This is a genomic window from Deltaproteobacteria bacterium (assembly GCA_009692615.1).
Classification (GTDB): domain Bacteria; phylum Desulfobacterota; class Binatia; order UBA9968; family UBA9968; genus DP-20.
On record SHYW01000091.1, the window covers coordinates 1 to 20,945 of the forward strand.

A 20,945-nucleotide genomic window follows, 5' to 3' on the forward strand; every position below is an offset into this window, starting at 1 on the left:
AAGACCTTAATGATCGCTGAAATGAGTTTCAGAAAACTCGATGCACCCCAGCTTGTAGACAAAGTCGCTCGTGGTCAGAAGTACGCAAACGGTCAGGAGGTTCGGGTCGCTGCCTAATTCTTTTTACCCACCAATTGACAACGGCTCCCTTTAGATCTCACCTCGCTAGATTCGTGATCGATCGGTTGGCTCCCAGTTACCAGATCCATGTCGACGAATCGACGCGTTATTAACAGGTTGTGGAATTGTCTCTGCGGATTGAACGTAGTAATGTTCTGTCCGTGGTGGTTGGCATCGATACTGACTAGAGGAAGTAAATTCATGGAGCACGTGGATCATGTAGTGGGTCGGGGCGATTCGAGTTTTGGCCAGGACAAGTTACTGGCGGAAACAGTGGTTCTGACTAGGCTGGACAAGGCGGTTGGTTGGGCGCGTAAGTATTCATTATTCCCGTATCCGTTCGCCACCGCCTGTTGCGCTATGGAATACATGGCGCTGTCTATGTCGCCCTACGATATCGATCGTTTCGGTGCGCTCTTGCCCCGTTTCAGTCCGCGCCAGGCGGATTTGCTGATGGTCATCGGCACGGTCAACCACAAATTGTCGCCGGTGTTGAAGCGGGTCTATGATCAAATGTCTGAACCGAAATGGGTGATGGCGTTTGGCGCCTGCGCGGCGAGCGGCGGTTTTTACGACAATTATGCGACCGTTCAAGGTATCGATCGAATCATTCCCGTGGACGTCTACGTCCCCGGCTGTCCACCGCGGCCAGAAGCCGTGCTCGACGGTCTGATGGAATTGCAAAATCGTATCGCCCAACAGAAACATCCGATGAGTTAACGCTTGCGTATCCACAATATTAAATTAAAACCATGGCTCAAGAAGTAAATGACCCGCTGTTATCGCCCCGCGGCGATTCTTACCATCAAGGCACTATCACGAAATTGTTTCCCTCGAACAACACCGGTGTGGTGCGAACCGAGAGTGGCCGGGAACTGATTTTTTCTTATGAATTGGTGATTCTTTATGGTGAAGTCTCGTCGCCCCTCGACTTACGCGTCGGTGAACCGGTCGGTTATGACTTAGGCTGGACGTCGAATGGTCTGAGAGTTACCAAAATTAAAACCTATCCAAAAGCTGTCAACTAGAGTCGCGAACGGATTCAAAACGGTAGCGACGTCAAGGCGAGAATCTGTCGTCCCAAGATCTCGCCGACAAAGACTCCCAATAGAGCGATATAGAACAAGCCGGTGGCTGCCATGGTGTGCGGAATCGCCAGAGTGCGCCAAATCATCCAGGAGAGAACCAACGGCGCCACTTGGCCGACGATCACGCGAGTCGTCGCCAAGGTTTCATGGTGTTGCCAAAGGCGCTCGATCCCAGCGACGCTTTGCGCGGTGCCGAGGAAGTAAAGCGCGATCGGGGCGAGGAGGAAAAATGCGCACTGGAGAATGAGCGTCGTAACAAAAAATTTATAGATACGAATAAACGGTTCAAGGCTTTGCCCGGTATCGATCAAGTACCAGTGGCCGATCAGCATGCCGATGGTGACGCTGCCCAACAGCAAGGCCGAGAGAAAAAATCCCACCGGATAAACGAGAGTTTCGATCGACAGCAGACCGGCGTGATCGAAGCTATGGGTGCTTAATACCAGACCGACGACTCCAGTGAGAATCGACGCGGCGAAGCTGCGGGCGCGAAACCCCTGGCGGTCGCCCCATAGTGAAATCATGTAGCAGCTAAAGGCGACAACGAAGGCGACGTGAAAAAATACTTCCACTCCTAGAGTCGCCGAGTTAGGTTGCGCCAAACCCTGCCAATAAAAAGGACTCTTGCCCCACAGACCGATGAGCGCGATGACGTAGAGCACGCCGGCGGTTGATTTGTAGAAGCCGCGCTCGATTTCATGAAACGGCGTACCGGCCATGGCGAACAGCCCGCCGAGAGCGATCTGGTAGAAGAAAATTAAAAAACTGCTGGAGAATCCTTGCATGTTTTAGCTGCTCTAACGCGGCGCTGATGCCTTCGTCGCAGTATGCATGCAGACCGCGCCGCGGAGAAATTTTCGGATCGTAACGTCGTGAAATCCCGCTTGAGCGATCAAGTTCGCGACGGTTTCGGGTGCGTGAAACTGGCGCACTGAATCGGACAGGTAGCGATAGGCTCTGCGGTCGTGGGACAGCAGGCCGCCGATCCATGGCATGATGGTGTCGAAATAAATCGCGTACACTTTGGCAAACCAACCCGCTGACGGCGGAAACATATCCAATGAAACAAATTTACCCGTAGGCTTGAGCACGCGTTCGGCCTCGGCGAAAAAGCGCGGCAGGTCGGAAACGTTGCGCAGCACGAAGGCGGTCATGGCGCCGTCGAAAATATTTGCCCGCAGGGGCGACGCCATGGCGCTGCCTTGAATGAACGCTGCGGTTGAACCGTGGCGCGCGCTGGCGCGCTTGTTTTGCGCTAGCCGAATCATCTGCATTGAAAAATCGAGACCGATGATCCGGGCTTTACCATGGGACAATTTCGCGGCGTTGAAAGCGAGGTCGCCGGTGCCGGTACCGAGATCGAGGATTAATGGCCGGTCCGCGCCAAGCAGGGTGCGGATCGCTTGGTTGCGCCACCAAATGTCGAGGCGAAAACTGATGACCCGATTGAGCAGATCGTAGCGCCCAGCGATGCGGTCGAACATACTCTGAACGGCTTGATCGCGCGAAGGGCCGGTTGCGGACATTATTTTGAAGAGGAAACCGCGTCGGCGCGGTACGAAGCACGTCGAGTCACAATCAAAAATCGCGATCTATGATCAACTGGACCAGAGACTTGAGGCCGTTGCGGTAGAGAGACGGGGGCAGTTTTTTTACCGACTTGAGGGCGATTCCAGCGTATTGCTTGGAAAGCGCTTTGGCTTCTTGAATCGCCGGGCCATTTTTAATCGCGTCAATCGCTATGGCAATTTGCTCTTCGGTAGGGTGTTCGCTGTCGAACACATTGCCTACGGCTGCGTCGCCATTTTTGATCGCCAGTATGATCGGCAGCGCGGGATTGCCGTCGCGCAGATCCATGCCGGTCGGTTTGCCGAGTAGGTCGGGGTGGCCGACGATGTCGAGAATATCGTCGACCATTTGGAAGGCGATTCCCATATTGAGGCCGTAGAGTTCGGTCTCGTCGACCAGCGCCGGACTCGCGCCGGCGAGATAGGCGCCGACTTTGGCGCCGGTGTGGAACAGCGACGCGGTTTTGCGTTTGACGATCTCGACGTAGTCGTCGAGGGTGACGGCGCGGTTGCGATTGAAGTGGCCCTGCAAGATTTCACCTTCGGTGAGCAGCGTGCAGGCGTCAGCGGTCCATTGCACCACGGTTTCGTCAAACTTGCCGGCGAATTCGAAAGCCTTGATGAATAAAAAATCACCGGCGACTAACGTCGATTTCAAGCCGAATTTTTTATAAGCAGATTCCTTGCCGCGCCGGGTGTCGGCGCCGTCGATGATGTCATCGTGCAGCAAAGTCGCGGTGTGAATCAGTTCGATGGCGGTGGCGATATCGACGATGTCGCTGACGCGCTTGCCGCCGAAGGCGGCGTAGGCCAGTAACGTGACCATGGGGCGAACGCGTTTGCCGCCGCCATATATGAGGTGGCCGGAGATATCGGTGAGATTTTGTTCTCTAGAACGGATCGCCCGCAGCAAGTTTTCCTCGACCAGTTTGAGTTCGTCGCCGACAAAACTAAACGGATCGTTGGCGCCTTGGAGGAAGGGAATCTTGCGCTCGTTGTCGGTCACCGCGGTCGGTGCCGCGTCCACCGTTTTAGATTTACTCTCTTGAATCAGAAATTCTCCGAAGGGCCAAAAGAATGTGGGCAAAATGTCATAGATCCCCGGAGAGGTCAAGCGAGTTTGTCGGCTCGGTGCAGAGATTTTCCGCCACGGACTGGACCATCGTCAAATCAGAAATTCGTGATGCGCCCGGGAATTAGCATCATTCCCATCGCGATTTGCGGTTTTTTCTTGACAAAATTGAGCACCAGCGAATATATAAAAGTAAAATCTAGTGAAATGATCGTTTGATCGCGTATCAAATGACGTAGCGAAGGGAGAGGCGGTTTATGGAATTTACGATGTTTATCTTGCGGTGGATCCATTTTATGGCGGGGGTAACCTGGATCGGTATCCTTTATTATTTCAATTTCGTGCAGACGCCATTTTTTGCCGAGACCGAAGCGCCGGTGCGCATCGGTGCGGTGCAGAAACTTTTGCCCCGGGCGTTATGGTGGTTTCGTTGGGGCGCGATGATTACGTTCCTCGCCGGTATTTCGATGTACGCCATGCGCATGCATGAAATGGGCGGCGGACTTTTCTTCGGTTCGCCCTATGGCTTGACGATCACGGTCGGCGGTTTGATCGGAACGTTGATGTTTCTCAACGTCTGGCTGGTGATTTGGCCCAACCAACAGATCGTCATCGCTTCGACCAACCAGGTCGCCGGCGGCGGCCAGGCTTTGCCGGAAGCCGCGGGAGCGGCGCGCCGGGCGGCATTGACGTCGAGAACCAACTTGGTCTTCTCGATTCCGATGTTGTTTTTCATGGGCGCGGCGAGCCACTACGGTTCCATGGTGGGAACCTTCGGCCACAATGACGAGCGCGGTTATTATTGGTTCATCGTCATCGTGCTAATCGCGGCCTTCGAATGCAACGCCTTGATCGGTCTACAAGGCGCGGCGAAAAAACCACTCGATTCCGTGAAGGGCGCGCTCTGGTATGGTTTTCTGATGACTGCGATCCTGTTCCTGTTGACCACCGGTCTCACTTGAGATCGACGCAACGGATTTGTTAACGGCTGATTAGTTCTCAAAGCCGTTCGTCCCGAGATTTGTCGCGGGGCGAACGGCTTTTTTTTACTGCTGTTCATTGGGCGAGGTAAGCGGCGAGGTAGGGTACTTCGTCTCGTAGAAAGGGAAACTGCGGCATGATCTTGGTCGGCCGCTTGGGTTTGTAGTTGGGCGGGTAGCTGGTACCGAGCACGCGGGCTTCGAGGAGTTCCCGGGACGAACCTTTGATCGCTGGACCGATGGGCCCGTCTCGCCCCGGATCGTTGCCGTGGCAGGCGACGCAGTTCGCCAGGAACATCGCACGGCCTCGGTCCGCGTCAGGATTCTTGGCCTTCGATGCATCATCGCATGCCGCGGTCATAAAAATACTCAGCCCAAGGGCAGACAACACGAATGTCGATCGTTTCATGGTCAAGGCTCTCGCTTAGTCAATCGAATGGAGTGACACTCTGCCGGCGCAGGCGCGGCTTGGCGGCAGGGCCGCCATAAATGAAATAATGCAGCTGCTAGCGGTTAGAGAATCCTAAATTTGTGTGTTATTTAATCGATGCTTGGTGCGAAAGGGGGGAATTGAACCCCCACGGCTGTTACACCACAGGATCCTGAATCCTGCGCGTCTACCAATTCCGCCACTTTCGCCCAGTGGTTTAATTCCAAACGTCGAGCACCTTATGTAACTTGGGCCTCGATCCTTGTCAAGGTGAGGCTCAACCGTGAGTCGAATTATGAGTAGAATTTTGCTCATTGAACCGGATCGCATGTTGCGCCATGCTCTGACGCTGGCGCTTGTTCCCGACCATCAAGTCGCGCCGGCTCAGGCGCTTCCCGAGGCGATGCCGCTGGACGTGGATTTATTGATCGTCGACGCGGCGGCTTTGCAGCGACGGGAATTATTTTCGCCGCGCCAGCGCGAAGATCTCGCAAGTTGGCATCTCCCAGTGCTTTGGTTTGGCGCCGACGGAACCTTGCCGGAAAATGGTCGGGATGATTGGCGGAGGGTGACGCTGCCGCTGACTCAAGAGACGATTCGCGGCGCCGTTGTCCAATGTCTAACGCCGCGGATGGAAGCCGCGAAAGTTGTGGTCGAGAAAGCTGTGCCGCTAGCGATTGAAGCCGCGGCGGCGCCAAAGGCGATAGCCCGCAAGAAAAAAAGCGCCGATACGAGTGAGAGGAAAACCGTCATTGAACTCGTCGACATCGTCGATGAGGAGTCGGCCTAAACGCCGTTCATTCTAGCAATCTAAATTTATGCAATTGTCGAAAGCTTACAGCCACAGCGAGATCGAGAACAAATGGTACGCCCATTGGGTGAGCGCCGGCCTATTTGCGCCGGCCAAAACCGGCGCGGATTATTTTTCCATTGTGATTCCGCCGCCCAACGTCACCGGTTCGTTGCACATGGGCCATGCGCTCAACAACACGCTGCAAGATATCTTGTGCCGCTACAAACGGATGGACGGCGCCAGGGTGCTCTGGGTGCCGGGCACGGATCACGCGGGTATTGCCACGCAAAACGTTGTCGAGCGTCAATTGGCCCAGAGCGGCACCAGCCGGGCGCAATTGGGCCGGGACAAATTTATCGAGCGGGTGTGGGAGTGGAAACAGGAAGCCGGCGACGCGATCTTGCATCAGCTGCGCGCGTTGGGCGTTTCCTGCGACTGGAGCCATGAGCGCTTCACCATGGACGAAGGTCTTTCCCACGCCGTACGCGAAGCGTTCGTCAAACTTTGGGAAGATAAGCTGCTCTATCGCGCCCAACGGCTGATCAACTGGTGCCCGCGTTGCAAAACCGCCCTGGCCGACATTGAAGTGGTGCATGAAGAGAGCGATGGGAGCTTGTGGCACATTCGCTATCCATTCACAGACGACTCGGCGCCGGCGCTGATCGTTGCCACGACCCGGCCCGAGACCATGCTCGGCGACACCGCCGTGGCAGTGCATCCCGATGACGAGCGCTATCAGCATTTAATCGGCAAAAAAATTCGTTTGCCGATCACCGGACGCGTCGTCGATTTGATCGCCGATCCCTTCGTCGACCGCGAATTCGGCACCGGCGCGTTGAAAATTACGCCAGGCCACGACTTCAACGACTTCGACATCGGCGAAAGATTTAATTTAGACAAGATCAGCATCTTCGACGCCGATGCGCATATCGACGCGCAAGCTTTTTTAGCGCGCGGCGAAAGCGGCGGGTGGATCGAGAAATATGGCGGCAAGGAACGCTTCGAGGCGCGCAAGCTTTTGGTCGCCGAGCTGCAAGAAAAAAATCTCTTGGAAAAAAGCTCGCCGCACAAACTTGCGGTGGGGCGCTGTTATCGCTGCCAGACGGTGATCGAGCCCTATCTCACGCCGCAGTGGTTCGTCGACATCAAACCGTTGGCCGAGCCGGCCATGCAGGCGGTGCGCGACGGGCGGATTAAAATCATTCCCGAAGGCTGGAGCAATTCCTATTTCGCCTGGATGGAGAACATCAAGGACTGGTGCATCTCGCGGCAGATCTGGTGGGGCCATCAAATCCCGGCTTGGTACTGCAAGAGTTGCGACGCGGGAAATTTCATTAGCGCGGCGGATAGCGGTTACACTCTCACCAAAGATGCCCAACCGATCGTCGGACGGGAACGACCGCAAAGCTGCCCCAAGTGCGGCGGCAATGAGTTGCTCCAAGATCCCGACGTGCTCGACACTTGGTTTTCCTCCGGACTGTGGCCATTTTCGACTTTAGGCTGGCCCGAGCGCACGGCAGATCTCAAGGCTTTCTATCCAACCTCAACGTTGGTTACCGGCTTCGATATTCTTTTCTTCTGGGTTGCGCGCATGATCATGATGGGGCTCAAGTTCATGGGCGAAGTGCCGTTTCGCGACGTTTATATTCATGCCCTGGTGCGCGACGAGCAGGGACAGAAGATGTCCAAGTCCAAGGGCAACGTTATCGATCCCCTGGAGATCATGAGCAAGTATGGCACCGACGCCTTTCGCTTCACCCTGGCGGCGATGGCGGCCATGGGACGCGATATCAAGCTCGCCGAAGAGCGTATCGCCGGCTATCAAAATTTCGTCAACAAACTGTGGAACGCGGCGCGCTTCGTGCAAATGAACTTTGCCGAGGATAGCGTTGTCGGCGGAGCGCTGAGCGCTTTGGCGCGCAACGATCTTGGCTTGGCCGATCGATGGATTCGTTCGCGCTTGGCTGGGACCATTCGCGACGCCCGCGAAGCAGTGGAGGCTTACCGCTTCAACGACTACGCCAACGTGTTGTACCAGTTCGTCTGGCATGAGTTCTGCGATTGGTACATCGAGATGAGCAAACTCGCGCTCAATGGTGCCGATGCCGCGCAGGCGTCGCACAGCCGCCAACTGCTGCGCGAAATGCTGGAGCAGATTCTGTTGCTGCTCCATCCGATCATGCCCTTCGTCACCGAGGAGATTTGGCAGACCATGAGTCCGGAGCGACAGAGTATCATGGTCGAAAAATATCCCGCTCTTGCGCCGGCGTGGCTCGACGATGCTTGCGAGAAGCAGATGGAATTTCTCATGGGCGTGATTCGCGCCGTGCGTAATTTGCGCACCGAGTCGAACTGCCCACCGGGTAAAGCGGTCAAAATTATTTTATGCGCGCCGGATGACGACTTAACTTTGCTCCGCGAGCAGCAACCCTACCTGCGCACTCTGGCGCGGGTCGGCAGCGCTGAGTATCTCGCCATCGGCGCCGAGCCCAAAGGCGCCGCTACGGCGGTTGTCGGCGCGACGGAAATTTATCTGCCGCTCGACGATCTGGTGAATTTAGACGAAGAGCGGGCGCGCCTGGCTAAGGAAATCGCCAAGACCGAAGATGAGTTGGCACGCGTGCAAAAAAAGCTCAGCAACGGCGACTTTATCGCCAAAGCTAAAGAGGAAGTGATCCGCAAGGAACGGGACAAGGCGGTTCAGTTCGAGGATAAAATGCGCACTTTGCGGTCGAGCTTGGAGAAAATCCAAGAGCTCCAGGCGGGAAGGAATTAATTCTTATGGATATCCACGTCAGCCCACAGATTGAAAGGTTGATCCGCGATGCGCTCGACGAAGATATCGGCGCCGGCGATCTGGCGACCATGGCGACGATATCGGCGGACGCCCGGGGCAAGGGAATATTCCGCGCCAAGAAGGACGGCGTGGTTGCCGGCCTGGTTCTGCTCGAGCGGATTTTTTATTTTATCGATCATAGAGTTGAGGTTCGTTTGTTGGTCAAAGACGGTGTCGCGGTGACCTCCGGCACGGTGGTGGCGGAAGCGATTGGGCCGGTGCGCGCATTGCTCTTGGCTGAACGAACCGCGCTTAATTTCTTGCAGCAGCTCTCAGGCACCGCGACGTTGACACACAAGTTGGTCGACGCAGTGAAAGATTTTCCCTGTAAAGTGCTCGACACCCGGAAAACCACGCCAGGGTTGCGGACTTTGCAAAAATACGCCGTGCGCATGGGCGGCGGCACGAATCATCGCATCGGTCTCTACGACGCGGCGCTGGTGAAGGACAACCATATCGAAGCCACCGGTTCCATCGCCGAGGCGGTCAAAGCGGTGCGGCGCCACGCTCCGTTTATGGCGAAGGTTGAAGTCGAAGCCGGCAATATGAAGCAGGTCGAAGAAGCGATCGCGGCCGGCGCCGATGTCATCATGCTCGACAACATGAACTTTGCCCAGATGACCGAGGCGGTAAAGTTTATTGACAAGCGCGCCGGCGTCGAAGCCTCCGGCGGCATCACGCTCGACACCATTCGCCAAGTGGCCGAGACCGGCGTCGATTTTATCTCTTCGGGCGCGCTCACTCACTCGGCGCCGGTGGTGGATTTCAATATGAAGATTACGATGAATGTCGGCTAAGGATTTTGCTGCGCCGCCCGCCGGCGTGCCTTGGTCCCTCGACGAGTTGCGCCAAGGGTCCGTAGGCAATCGCATCGGCGGCAAGTTTCATTATTTCTTCGAGATCGCGTCGACCAATAGTTACGCGCGCCAATTGGCCGACAGCGGCGCGGCCGAAGGTGAAGTGGTTCTTGCAGAGTCGCAGAGCCATGGGCGTGGCCGGTTGGGCCGCCACTGGCAATCGCCGCCCTACGTCAATCTCTACGTTTCCCTGATCCTGCGCCCAAGGTTGGCACCGGTGGACGCGCCGCAGATCACTTTGATGGCGGCGGTTGCCTTGGCCGAAACCGTGGCTTCGTTCGTTACTCAAGCCGTGACGATCAAATGGCCCAACGATATTCTCATCGGCGGCAAGAAACTCGCCGGCATTCTCACCGAAGCGTCCTGCGACTCGGAGCGGCTGCATTACGTGATTTTGGGCATCGGTGTCAATCTCAATTACGCCATCGCAACGATGCCGGAAGAAATTCGCCAGCGCGCCACTTCGATCGCCCATTTGACTGGCAATACGCTGAGCCGGGAAAGCTTTCTCCGACGATTGATTCATGACCTCGACCGGTGTTATGGAGAACTGGAACGGGCGGGCTTCGCGGCGCTGGCGCGGCGTTGGCAAAGCTATTTTAGTTTGCGCGATCGGCGCGTGCGAGTGGAACTGCTCGATCAAGTGACGAACGGTTGGGCGCGCGGCATCGACCGCGATGGCGCGCTGCTGGTGGAAGACGACAACGGCGTGATCCAGCGGGTGATCGCCGGCGATGTGATTCCCGTGGAGAGTTGATACCAGTTCCATGCTTTTGGCCATCGACATCGGTAACACCAACATTGTTCTGGGCCTCTACCAGGGCAAAAAATTGATCACCCACTGGCGTTTGGCGACCCAGGCCGAACGGACTGCCGATGAATACGGCGTCATCATCACGCAATTGGTCAGCGCCGCCGGCTTTCGCTGCGAACAGATCGCCGCGATTGTCGTGTCTTGCGTGGTGCCGCCGATGCTGACCACGATTCAAGAACTCGGTCAGAAGTTTTTCAAGCTCGATCCTCTAATAGTCGGCCCCGGCGTCAAGACCGGCATGCCGATCCTCTACGAAAGTCCCAAAGACGTCGGCGCCGACCGCATCGTCAACGGCATCGCCGCCTATGAAAAATTTCATGACAGCTGCATCATCGTCGATTTCGGCACGGCGACCACCATCGATCTGATTTCCAAGAAGGGCGAATATGTCGGCGGCGCCATCGCGCCGGGGTTGTCGATTTCCCTCGAAGCGCTGTTTCAACGCGCCTCCAAGCTGCCGCGCATCGAGATCGTCAAGCCCAAAGACGTCGTCGGCCGTAACACGGTCAACTCGATTCAAGCCGGGATTTTTTACGGCTACGTCGGCCTGGTGGAAGGCATCGTCAAGCGCATTCAAGATCAGCAAAACGCGCAAGCCAAAGTCGTGGCCACCGGCGGCCTGGCGCCGCTGGTCGCGTCCGAATGCGCCTGCATCAGCGAAGTGGATGAGTTTCTCACCCTCGAGGGGCTGCGGATCATTTACGATAGAAATTTTCTCCAAGAGGTGAAGACCCGAGCGCAAACTTAAATTGTCCCATAGGAGGAATCCAACGTCATGGCTACCACGGAGCTCGATAAACTTCGTAATGTCGGCATTGTCGGGCAAGGAGGATCGGGAAAGACCTCCTTGGGCGAAGCGATGTTGTTTGCGGCGGGAGCGACCCAGCGGTTGGGCAAAGTCCAGGACGGCACCTCGGTGCTCGACTACGAACCGGAGGAGATCAAACATCATGTTTCGATCTCGACGGCGTTTCACTCCTTGGGATGGAAAAAGCATGGCGTCACGTTGATCGATACGCCTGGCTACGCGGCGTTTCTGGCCGACTCGATCAACAGCGTACGCGCCATGGGCGGCGCCATATTCGTGCTCAATCCGGCGGTCGGCTTGCGCGTCGAATCGGAGCGGTTGTGGGCGCGTGCCAACGAATGCGGCGTGAGCCGTTTGCTGTTCGTCAGTAAGATGGATCATGAGCCGGCCAATCCGGTCGAACGCATCGCACCCATGCTGGAAACCTTGCAAGCCAAGGGAGTTTATTTGCAAATGCCGATGGGCGCCGAGTTCGGCTTCAAAGGTGTGGTCGACCTGCTATCGATGAAGGCATTTGTCTATGACGGCGACTCGGGTAAATACCACCAAAGCGATATTCCTGCCGATCTCGAAGGCGAGGCCGCCGAGTGGCGCGAAAAAACCATCGAAGCGGTCTCGGAACTCGACGACGCATTGATCGAGAAGTTTCTCGACGGCAAGGAATTGACGACGGAGGAATTAAAAAAAGCCATCCGTGACGCGACTCGGGAGCGGCGCATATTTCCGATCCTGTTCGGCTCGCCGCTGCATCAGATTGGCATCCCGCAGTTGCTCGATGCCGTGGCCGACTATTTGCCGGCGCCGCTGGAGGAAGAGGAATTCATCGGTAGGAATCCCGCGAAAGGTGAAATTCTCAAGCGTAAACATGATCCCGAAGCGCCGTTCTCAGCCTATGTGTTCAAGACGGTTATAGATCCATTCGCCGGCAAACTTTCGATCCTGCGCGTGCTCTCGGGCAAGCTCACTTCCGACATGACGATCTATGTGCCGAGCCGGCAAGTTCGCGAGAAGGTCGGCCACCTGTTTCGCTTGGAAGGTAAGAAGCAGGAAGCGGTCAAGGAAGCGGTGGCGGGGGAAATTATCGCCGTCGCTAAGTTCAGAGACATCGCCACCGGCGATACCCTGTGCGATGAAAAGGCGCCGATCCAATACGACGGGCCGGTCCATTTCACGCCCAACATTTCCTTCGCCTTGGAGCCCAAGAGCAAAGCCGACGAGGACAAGCTGCCCCAGGGATTGCATCTCATGAAGGAGGAAGATCAGACCATTGATCTGCATCGTGACGAAGAGACCCGCGATTTCATTCTGTCCGGCATGGGCCAGCAGCATGTCGAAATCGCCGTGGAGAAATTGAAACGGAAATACGGCGCGGAAGTCGTGCTCAAAGCACCCAAAATCCCCTACAAGGAAACCATCCGCGCCAGCGCCAGCGCCCAGGGCAGGCAGAAAAAACAGACCGGCGGCCATGGCCAGTTCGGCGATACTTGGATCAAGATCGAGCCGCTACCCCATGGGGGCGGGTTTGAGTTCGTCGACAAAATCGTCGGCGGCGCGATCCCGCGAAATTTTATCCCAGCGGTGGAGAAGGGTATTCGCGACGCCATGGCGGGCGGCTACCTGGCGGGTTATCCCATGGTCGATATCAAAGCGACGCTCTACGACGGCTCCTACCACGACGTCGATTCGTCGGATATGGCGTTCAAGATCGCCGCGTCTATCGGGTTCAAAAACGCCGTGGAAAAAGCCCAGCGGGTGTTGCTCGAACCGATCATGAACCTGGAAGTGACCGTGCCTGATGAATGCCTGGGCGATGTTATCGGCGACCTGAACAGCCGGCGCGGCAAGGTGCTCGGCATGGACACCAAGGGCCACATACAAGTGATCAAGTCGCGGGTGCCGATGGTGGAGGTTTTGAAATACGCCCCCGACCTGCGCGCGATTACCAGCGGCCGAGGTGAGTTTCACGTGGAGTTCTCGCATTACGAAGAGCTGCCGGCGCATTTGGCCGAGAAGGTTGTCAAAGAAGCCAAGGCGCGCAAAGGCGCCGACCATGAGACCGAACATCGCGCCCATGGTTAAATAATAGAAAATGGCGGACTCCTTCGGTGCGTTCAACGCCAGTCTGCTCTACTGCGGCAAATGCGGCCGCGCCATGCCGGTGCGTCAGCGCTTGTTGCTGGTTTTGCCCGACGGTGAACTGTTTGAATATAACTGCCAGGCTTGTAATACTTCGGTCGGTTCGAAAACTGAAAAGCCGGGTGCGATCACGAGTAAAGTTCATTTGGGAGGATTGTAAAAATGGCTGTCATCGATTCCGATGCGCATGTGTTGGAGACTGAACGTACTTGGGATTATATGTTGGAATCGGAGCGCGCGCTCAAGCCGCGCATCGTGCCGACGCCCAACGATCCGACATCGGGAGGCGAGTCCTGGTTGATCGACGGCACCTATCTGGGCAAAGCGCGCAACGTCGGCGCCGATACTTCGCGGGAAGCGCGCGAGATGGAAGATATCGCCGCTCGGCTCAGACATATGGACGAGCTCAATATCGATGTCCAAGTTTTATATCCGACGGTTTTTCTCCGGCCATTCACGCGCCGTGCCGACGTAGAGCTTGGGGTCACGCGCAGTTATAACCGCTGGCTCGTCGATATCTGGAAAAAAGCTTCGGAGCGGCTGCGCTGGGTGGCGGTATTGCCGTTGCTTTCCATGGACAAAGCTCTGGAAGAAGCGCGCTTCGCCAAGGAAAACGGCGCCTGCGGTATTTTCATCCGCGGCCTGGAAGGGGACAAGCGTTTGCACGATCCGTATTTTTTTCCGCTCTACGAAGAGGCCGGGAAACTCGATCTGCCGGTCTGCGTCCATTCCGCCACCGGCAGCTTCGCGGTGCATGATTACTTCGCCGACGAGTGCGGCTTCAACCGCTTCAAGCTCGCCGTGGTCGGATCGTTTCATTCTCTGATTTTCTACAAAATTCCCGAAAAATTCCCCAAGACCAAGTGGGCGTTCATCGAGGTCAGTTCTCAATGGGTGCCCTACGCAATCCACGATTTCGCCCGTCGCTATGAACGCAACGGCATCAAGGTCGATAAGAGCGAGGTGCTGCGCAAAAACAAAATATGGGTGGCGTGCCAGACCGACGACGATCTGCCCTATGTGTTGAAATTTTCCGGCGACGATATGCTGGTGATTGGCACCGACTACGGCCACAACGATACCTCGTCGGAAATCCTGGCGTTGCGCAAATTGAAAGAAGACGGCACCATTCCAACCCGAGTGGTGAATAAAATTCTCGACGACAATGCGCGGGCGTTGTACGGCATCTAAGTTGAACATCAGGAGCGGCGACGTAGCATGATCATCGATTTCCAAGCGCATGTTTTTCCTGAAGCCTATCTCGCCGAAATGAAGCGGCTCGACGGCGCGGTCGTTCTCGAAGCGCCCGATCCGCACAGCGGCATGACCTATTTCTACGACAAAAAACTCCGCTGCCGGATCAATACCTGCACGCTTCAAGGTCAGGACATCGACAAACGCTTGCAGCATATGGATCAGCATGGGATCGACATCCATGTGCTGACGATCCCGGCGCCGGGCGCGGATCGTTTCGAAGGCGCCGCGGCAGTGCAAATCGCCAGGGTCGCCAATGACGCCATCGCGGCGATCGCGCGCAAACATCCCAAACGTTTCATCGGTTTTTTCACGTTGCCGACTTGCGATATCCAAGCTTCGCTCGACGAGCTGGACCGTTCGGTCAACGATCTCGGCCTGCGCGGTTTTGGCGGCTTCGCCAATTTGAACAGTAAGGCTTTGGACCGCGAAGATCTGTTCCCAGTCTATGAGCGGTTAGCCAAGTATAAGTTGCCCGTTTACATTCATCCAACCGCGCCCCTGGCGACGCAATCGAGCGGCATCGACATCATGCCGACGCTGATCTTCGGGTGGGCCTACGACAGCACGGTGGCGATGACCCGTCTGGTTTATGGCCGCGTATTGGAGCGCTTCCCGGAAATCAATTGGGTGGTCGCCGACGTCGGCGGTGTGTTGGCGTTTTTCGCTCAGCGGGCGATTAACATTTACACCGGTCGCACCGAGGAGATTCGCCACAAGTATGGCTTGAAAGAAAATCCCTTGGATTCGTTCCGGCGCTTTTACGTCGACACCGCGGATCATCCGTCGTCGACACTGCGCTGCGTGAAAGATTTTTTCACACCGGAACGCATGGTGCTGGGTAGCAATTATCCCTACGGCCCGGAGGAAGGCTGTGTTCTGTTACGCAACAGTTTGAAAGCCATCGACGGCCTCGATCTCAACTCTGCCGATAAAGAAAAAATTCTCGGCGGCAATGCCGCAAGGATTCTCGGATTAGGAGCGCCATGAAGTTTTCCAAAGCAGCCCGGCCGGTGATCCTGAGCCAGAACGGCATGGTGTCGTCGGGCCATTATTTGGCAAGCTTGGCTGGTGTCGAGATTCTCAAGGAAGGCGGCAACGCCGTCGACGCGGCCTTGGCCGCGGCCTTTGTCTCGGCGGTGGTGAAACCGGAAACCAGCGGTCCGGGCGGCGATTTGTTCGCGCTGGTGTCGATGAAAAAGACCGGCAAGGTCGAAGCGATCAACGCCAGCGGCCCAGCGCCGGCCCAGGCGAGCATCGAAAACTTTCACGCCCGCGGTTTGCAGACGATCCCGCAGTACGGGCCGCTGAGCATCGCCGTGCCCGGCGCCGTCGACGGCTGGCTCGAGCTGCACAAGAGATACGGTACGAAAGATTTAGCCCGCTTAACCGCCGATGCGGTGCGCCTCGGCCGGGAAGGTTTTCCGATCACCCAAGAATTTTCCGAAGCGGTGCATGAATTCGCGCCGGAATATTCCGCGGTGGACAAATATTATCGCCAGCCCTTCGGCACGGCGAAGCCGGGAAATATTTTAGTGCAGAAAGGTTTGGCGGATGTCTTCGAAAAGATCGCGCGCCACGGCCGCGCCGGATTTTATGCCGGCGAAGTGGCGGAAAAAATCTGCGCGACGATCAAGGCTGAAGGCGGCATGCTCACCCAGGAAGACTTGCAGCCCATCGTCTGCCAATGGTTGGAGCCGTTGAGCTCGACCTACCGCGATACGCTGGTTTACGAGCAGCCGCCAGTGTCCCAAGGGTTCATGGTTTTAGAGATGCTCAATATCGCCGAGGCTTGGCCGTTTCAAGACGGCAGCATGAGCCAGGCGGAAATGATTCACTGGCAAATCGCCGCGAAAAAACTCGCCTTCGAAGATCGCATCCAATATCTCGAAGATCCGGCGTTCGGCGATCCGAAGATTGGATTATTGATTTCCAAAGCTCATGCGGCGAAGCGGCGCGAACTCGCCGAAGAAATTTTACGCCGGCCGGCCGCATCGGCGGGCACGCAGAGCAGCGACACGACTTATCTGTGCGCCACCGATCGCGACGGTAACGCGATCTCCTTCATTCAAAGCGTGTTCGCGCCCTTCGGTTCCCGCGTGATCGCCGGCGACACGGGCGTGATCATGAATAATCGCTTGTGCAGCTTCGGTCTCGATCCGAGCAAAGCCAACGCACTCATGCCCGGCAAGCGGCCGGCGCACACGCTCAACACGTACTTGGTCTTTCGCGGCGGCGAAGTGTTCGCCGTCGGCGGTAGTCCCGGCGCCGACGAGCAGCCGCAGAGCAATTTTCAAATCATCCACGATCTGGTCGATCTCGACATGGACCCCCAGAGCGCGGTGGAAGCGCCGCGCTGGAGCCATATGCCGGGCACGCCGCCGCGCGACAAATTGCCCGAAGCGCTGCGCATGGAAGCGGGCTACGATGCGGCGACCCTCGAAGGTTTGCGCCAAAAAGGCCACAAGGTAAACGTCGTCGACCGCTGGTCCTTCGGTAGCGCCAAAGTGATCGCTCGCGACCGCGAGCATGGCTGCTGGGTCGGCGGCGCCGATCCGCGCCGCGTCGCCTACGCGCTGGGTTACTGATTGTCGCCGCACGCTTCTCTCATCAAACTTATATCGTAATAAATTCTTGTAACTGAATCGCATGGGAGTCTCGGTGGAAAAAATCGGCATGATCGGCACCGGCGCCATGGGCTTGGCGTTGTTGGAGCGGCTGAAGCTCGCGGGTGAGAATGGCGTTGTTTGCTACGACGCCGACGGGCCGGCTTTGGATTCGGCCCGCGCTCTCGGTTATCGCGCCACAAGCAGCGCCGCCGATTTGGCCAAGCAAGCGACGCTCATCGATATCGTCGTGCGCACCGATCAAGATATGCTCGACTGTGTGCTCGGCAAGGGCGGTGTGTTAGAAACCGCGCAGCCCGGCACTTTGCTTTTGCTCCACAGTTCGATCTTACCGCACACGGTGAAGAAGGTCGCCGAGGCGGCCCGCGCCCAAGGCGTTCACACGATTGACGCCTGCATGACGGGTGTGCCGGACACCGTGCGCAAGGGTCATCTGAGCTTCGTTGTCGGCGGCAGCGACGAAGATGTCGAGCGCGCCAGACCGCATTTACTTAAAATGAGCCAAGAAGTTTTTCACATGGGCGCCGTCGGCACCGGCGCGGTGGGCAAGTTGATCAAGAACATGCTCGGCGGCGCCGAAACATTGATTGTCCACGAAGCGATTCAAATCGGCATCGCCGGCGGCATTCCATATCCCAAGGCATTGGAGATGATGCGGCGCATCGGCCACGACAGCGTGCTCAATCGCTGGCAGCGGACTTTCGATGCGTCGGGCAACGATCCGTTGCCGCGCTCGGGGCGCAACGTGTTGAACAAAGATATTCCACTGGTGGCCGAGTTGGCAAGATTATTAAATACCGACACGCCGATTACTCGACAATTGGGGTTAGCCGCGGATAAAGTCGTGGCGGCTAATGAGCAGCGCAACAAACAGAAATAGATTTGAGAGGATGGCGCAAAGTGAAGTGTAGTTTGTTTACCGAGATTCAAGTGCCCCAGGGCGCGTCGCCGGCGGCGCGATTGGAAGAGTTCATGGAACAAGCGGAGTTGGCGGATCGCTTGGGTTTTTACACCTACTGGGTCGCCGAGATTCATTGCCAGCCGCAGTTTTCGCTGATGTCGGCGCCCTACGTCGCGCTCGGCGCCGCGGCGCAGCGGACAAAACATTTGCGCCTGGGTGTCGCCGTCAACACCTTGCCGATTCATCACCCGGTCGCGCTCGCCGAGCAGTCGGCGATGCTCGACTTGGTCAGCGGCGGACGCATGGACTTCGCCTGCGGCGGCGGCCATCCGCATAGCCGGGCCTATGAATGTTTCGGCGCCGATCACAAGGCGACGCATGAAATCATGGCCGAAGCGATGACGGTGATTCGCAAAGCGTGGTCGGAAGCGAAGCTGGTCCATGACGGCAAATTTTTTCACATCCCCGAAGTGATCGTCAATCCCAAACCGGTGCAAAATCCGCTGCCGCCGTTTTGGATGGCGACCAGTTCGCTGGACGGCGTCGAAGTCGCGGCGCGCCTGGGGGTGAATATTTTTCTGCCGATTCACACCCGCGCGCCGGATCAAGTTTATGAATTCGCCGACGCCTACTGGGCGGGATTGAAAAAGCATGGCCATGATTCGCAAAACAAAGAGTTGGGGTTGCTGGTTCCCATACACGTCGCAAAAACTACGGCGGAAGCCAAGGCACGCTCGGAAGCAGGCGTGACGAGTTATTTCAAGACGATCCTCGATATGCGCTTGGACTACACCGACTGGCTCAATCGGCGCGGCGTCGAGTTGCCGGCGCGCCTGCGCACGGCGGCCGGCGCCATGGTCGGTTTCGAAACCGTTTGCGAGAAGCATGCGGTGATCGGCGATCCAGCATTTGCCATCGAGAAAATTAAAGATTTGACCAAACGCACGGGCGCGACGCAGGTGCTCACCTGGTTCAATATCGGTACGGTGGCGCATGCGGCCGTGCAAGAGTCGATGCAGCTGTTTGCCGCCGAAGTGATGCCGAAGCTTTGATTGGCCGCAAAAAACGCCAATTTGGGGAGAATACAGTGGAAGAACTTACCGAACAGAAATGCGTCGCGTGCCGAGTCGGCGCGCCGTCAGTGACGGTGGAAGAGATTAAAGAGCTTTCGCCCGTTGTGCCGGAGTGGCGGATCGTCAATGAAGATAACATTCCCAAGCTCGACCGGCTGTTCAAGTTCAAAAACTTCGTCGATGCCATGGCATTCACCGACGCCGTCGGCGCCGCCGCCGAGGAAGAAGGGCATCATCCGCGCATCACCACCGAATGGGGTAAGGTCGCCGTGACTTGGTGGACGCACAAGATCAAGAACCTGCACAAGAACGATTTCATCATGGCGGCGAAGACGGATGCGATTTATAAGCGGTTTGCCTAGTATAGGTGCCATTGAGTTATTGTGATGGTTTGGGTGCTGGCGAGATTACTGGCTGTAACGTTTCGCAAGCCAGTGATGTGGTGGCGATTATTCCTGGCCGTATGCTTGATGCCATTTGGGTTGGGTGTAAGTGCATGCTTGGTAAATCAAGATCCGCTACGGCTTGCACTTATCGCAATTGAGGCGGGCAGGCATGATTTAGCGATTAGATATCTTGAAACGGTGGAGCGAGGTGAATTGCTTTCTGAAAAGCAGAAGTTTGATGTTATTTATCTCCGTGCAAGAAACTTTGAACGCCAGGGAAGAATATCTGATGCGATCGCTATCTATCGTGACATTCGGCGTACTCACAAAACGACTGTCTATGGATTTCTTGCGGAGCAAAAGCTGAGACAGCACGAAATTGACTATGATGGGTCTGCTGAATCATTCGCATTAAATACGGAGACGGTGGCCGATAACTCCGCTGGCGCGGAAAACGTTTCTCTCAGAATCAGCGACAAAGTTCGCGATAGGTCTGAATTGCGAGACTATTTCCTTGCGATAAGAAAAAAAATTGAATCGTATTGGAACTATCCCTGTCTCATGTCAAAGGAGGCGGGCAATTGCAATTTTCGCGATGCGAGAGTTTCACTTGAAACTTACATATCCCACGACGGCAGTCTTATCTCGGCGCGCATTATCAAGAGTTCAGGAATCCAAGAATATGATAATTATGTGATCGAAGCGGTCGTGTTAGCTGCGCCGTTCGCTCCGTTGCCATCTGATCTTCGCTCTGAGGTGAACTCGCCCATCTACGTAACGATGGGATTTGAATATCGAAACAGTCTTGAGCGTTCTGTGACGGAAAACACTCAATAAAATTCTGTGTGTAATGGATTGGAGGGGGTGGCTGGAAATGAGAGTCTTAATTAGCTTGATTTGTTTCATTTGCTTTCTCGTCGGTGCTGATTCGGCTCATGCGCAAGATCAGTTTTACCGCGGCAAGGTGCTGCGCATCATCGTCGGCTTTCCGCCGGGCGGCGGCTACGATACTTATACGCGCCTGCTCGCGCGCCACATGGGTAAACAGATCGCCGGCAATCCCACCGTGGTGGTCGATAATATGAGCGGCGCTGGCAGCATGATTTCCGCCAATCATATTTTTCGCGTCGCCAAAGCGGACGGCTTGACCGTCGGCCACTTCATCGGCGGTTTGTTCCTGCAACAAATCCTCGGCAAGCCGG

Annotated in this window: 22 protein-coding genes and 1 tRNA gene; 18 read left to right on the forward strand and 5 right to left on the reverse strand. The window is 56.4% G+C overall.

Translation table 11 applies throughout. The annotated features are described in order from the left end of the window. Positions 1–321 precede the first annotated feature (321 nt). A complete protein-coding gene (locus EXR70_18915) occupies positions 322–840 on the forward strand; it encodes an NADH-quinone oxidoreductase subunit B (protein MSP40564.1) in 519 nt (172 codons plus the stop codon). 32 nt (positions 841–872) lie between these two features. Next, on the forward strand, positions 873–1,148 hold the full coding sequence (locus EXR70_18920; GenBank protein MSP40565.1) for a hypothetical protein: 276 nt from the start codon (positions 873–875) through the stop codon (positions 1,146–1,148). Between the two features lie 14 nt (positions 1,149–1,162). Here the strand turns inward: EXR70_18920 and EXR70_18925 are convergent, their stop codons facing one another. From EXR70_18925 to EXR70_18935, 3 genes are read right to left on the reverse strand one after another with little or no spacing between them, the layout of a single operon-like run. Next, positions 1,163–1,993: a hypothetical protein gene (locus tag EXR70_18925; GenBank protein ID MSP40566.1), complete on the reverse strand. Its 831-nt coding sequence runs from the start codon at positions 1,991–1,993 to the stop codon at positions 1,163–1,165. A 12-nt stretch (positions 1,994–2,005) separates the two neighbouring features. Continuing rightward, on the reverse strand, positions 2,006–2,734 hold the full coding sequence (locus tag EXR70_18930; protein MSP40567.1) for a ubiquinone/menaquinone biosynthesis methyltransferase: 729 nt from the start codon (positions 2,732–2,734) through the stop codon (positions 2,006–2,008). Between the two features lie 52 nt (positions 2,735–2,786). Next, positions 2,787–3,917: a polyprenyl synthetase family protein gene (locus EXR70_18935; protein MSP40568.1), complete on the reverse strand. Its 1,131-nt coding sequence runs from the start codon at positions 3,915–3,917 to the stop codon at positions 2,787–2,789. 188 nt (positions 3,918–4,105) lie between these two features. On the opposite strand from EXR70_18935, the gene EXR70_18940 reads away from it, so the two are divergent. Next, positions 4,106–4,810, forward strand: coding sequence for an antitermination protein NusG (locus tag EXR70_18940; GenBank protein ID MSP40569.1), 705 nt, complete (start codon positions 4,106–4,108; stop codon positions 4,808–4,810). Between the two features lie 94 nt (positions 4,811–4,904). Here the strand turns inward: EXR70_18940 and EXR70_18945 are convergent, their stop codons facing one another. Further along, the gene (locus EXR70_18945; GenBank protein ID MSP40570.1) at positions 4,905–5,237 is read right to left on the reverse strand and encodes a cytochrome c; all 333 of its coding nucleotides are present in this window, start codon (positions 5,235–5,237) and stop codon (positions 4,905–4,907) included. Positions 5,238–5,380: 143 nt separating this feature from the next. After that, positions 5,381–5,467, reverse strand: a tRNA-Leu gene (locus EXR70_18950). Positions 5,468–5,553: 86 nt separating this feature from the next. On the opposite strand from EXR70_18950, the gene EXR70_18955 reads away from it, so the two are divergent. From EXR70_18955 to EXR70_19025, 15 genes are all read left to right on the forward strand, one after another. Then, on the forward strand, positions 5,554–6,048 hold the full coding sequence (locus EXR70_18955; GenBank protein MSP40571.1) for a hypothetical protein: 495 nt from the start codon (positions 5,554–5,556) through the stop codon (positions 6,046–6,048). 28 nt (positions 6,049–6,076) lie between these two features. After that, a complete protein-coding gene (locus EXR70_18960; protein MSP40572.1) occupies positions 6,077–8,827 on the forward strand; it encodes a valine--tRNA ligase in 2,751 nt (916 codons plus the stop codon). Positions 8,828–8,832: 5 nt separating this feature from the next. Then, a complete protein-coding gene (nadC, locus tag EXR70_18965) occupies positions 8,833–9,684 on the forward strand; it encodes a carboxylating nicotinate-nucleotide diphosphorylase (protein ID MSP40573.1) in 852 nt (283 codons plus the stop codon). Continuing rightward, positions 9,674–10,501 (forward strand): biotin--[acetyl-CoA-carboxylase] ligase, encoded by an 828-nt coding sequence (locus tag EXR70_18970; protein MSP40574.1) that lies wholly within the window; start codon positions 9,674–9,676, stop codon positions 10,499–10,501. The genes nadC and EXR70_18970 overlap by 11 nt, the downstream gene beginning before the upstream one ends. 10 nt (positions 10,502–10,511) lie before the next feature. After that, positions 10,512–11,306, forward strand: coding sequence for a type III pantothenate kinase (locus EXR70_18975; protein MSP40575.1), 795 nt, complete (start codon positions 10,512–10,514; stop codon positions 11,304–11,306). Positions 11,307–11,333: 27 nt separating this feature from the next. After that, a complete protein-coding gene (gene fusA, locus EXR70_18980; GenBank protein MSP40576.1) occupies positions 11,334–13,445 on the forward strand; it encodes an elongation factor G in 2,112 nt (703 codons plus the stop codon). Between the two features lie 10 nt (positions 13,446–13,455). Further along, positions 13,456–13,662, forward strand: a complete 207-nt coding sequence (locus EXR70_18985) for a hypothetical protein (protein MSP40577.1) — start codon at positions 13,456–13,458, stop codon at positions 13,660–13,662. Between the two features lie 2 nt (positions 13,663–13,664). Continuing rightward, entirely contained in the window at positions 13,665–14,693 is a 1,029-nt protein-coding gene (locus tag EXR70_18990; protein MSP40578.1) for an amidohydrolase, read from the forward strand. A 27-nt stretch (positions 14,694–14,720) separates the two neighbouring features. After that, a complete protein-coding gene (locus EXR70_18995; protein MSP40579.1) occupies positions 14,721–15,746 on the forward strand; it encodes a hypothetical protein in 1,026 nt (341 codons plus the stop codon). Further along, a complete protein-coding gene (ggt, locus tag EXR70_19000; protein ID MSP40580.1) occupies positions 15,743–17,344 on the forward strand; it encodes a gamma-glutamyltransferase in 1,602 nt (533 codons plus the stop codon). The genes EXR70_18995 and ggt overlap by 4 nt, the downstream gene beginning before the upstream one ends. Positions 17,345–17,405: 61 nt before the next feature. Then, positions 17,406–18,263 carry an NAD(P)-dependent oxidoreductase gene (locus tag EXR70_19005; GenBank protein MSP40581.1) on the forward strand — a complete coding sequence of 286 codons (858 nt, stop codon included), beginning with the start codon at positions 17,406–17,408 and terminating at the stop codon, positions 18,261–18,263. Beyond that, the gene (locus EXR70_19010; protein MSP40582.1) at positions 18,260–19,336 is read left to right on the forward strand and encodes an LLM class flavin-dependent oxidoreductase; all 1,077 of its coding nucleotides are present in this window, start codon (positions 18,260–18,262) and stop codon (positions 19,334–19,336) included. The genes EXR70_19005 and EXR70_19010 overlap by 4 nt, the downstream gene beginning before the upstream one ends. A 35-nt stretch (positions 19,337–19,371) precedes the next feature. After that, complete coding sequence (locus EXR70_19015; GenBank protein ID MSP40583.1) at positions 19,372–19,719, forward strand: 4a-hydroxytetrahydrobiopterin dehydratase; 348 nt, start codon at positions 19,372–19,374, stop codon at positions 19,717–19,719. Between the two features lie 24 nt (positions 19,720–19,743). Further along, complete coding sequence (locus tag EXR70_19020) at positions 19,744–20,580, forward strand: TonB family protein (protein MSP40584.1); 837 nt, start codon at positions 19,744–19,746, stop codon at positions 20,578–20,580. 13 nt (positions 20,581–20,593) lie between these two features. Further along, positions 20,594–20,945, forward strand: a 352-nt coding sequence (locus tag EXR70_19025; protein MSP40585.1) for a hypothetical protein, incomplete at its 3' end; no start/stop codon positions are given.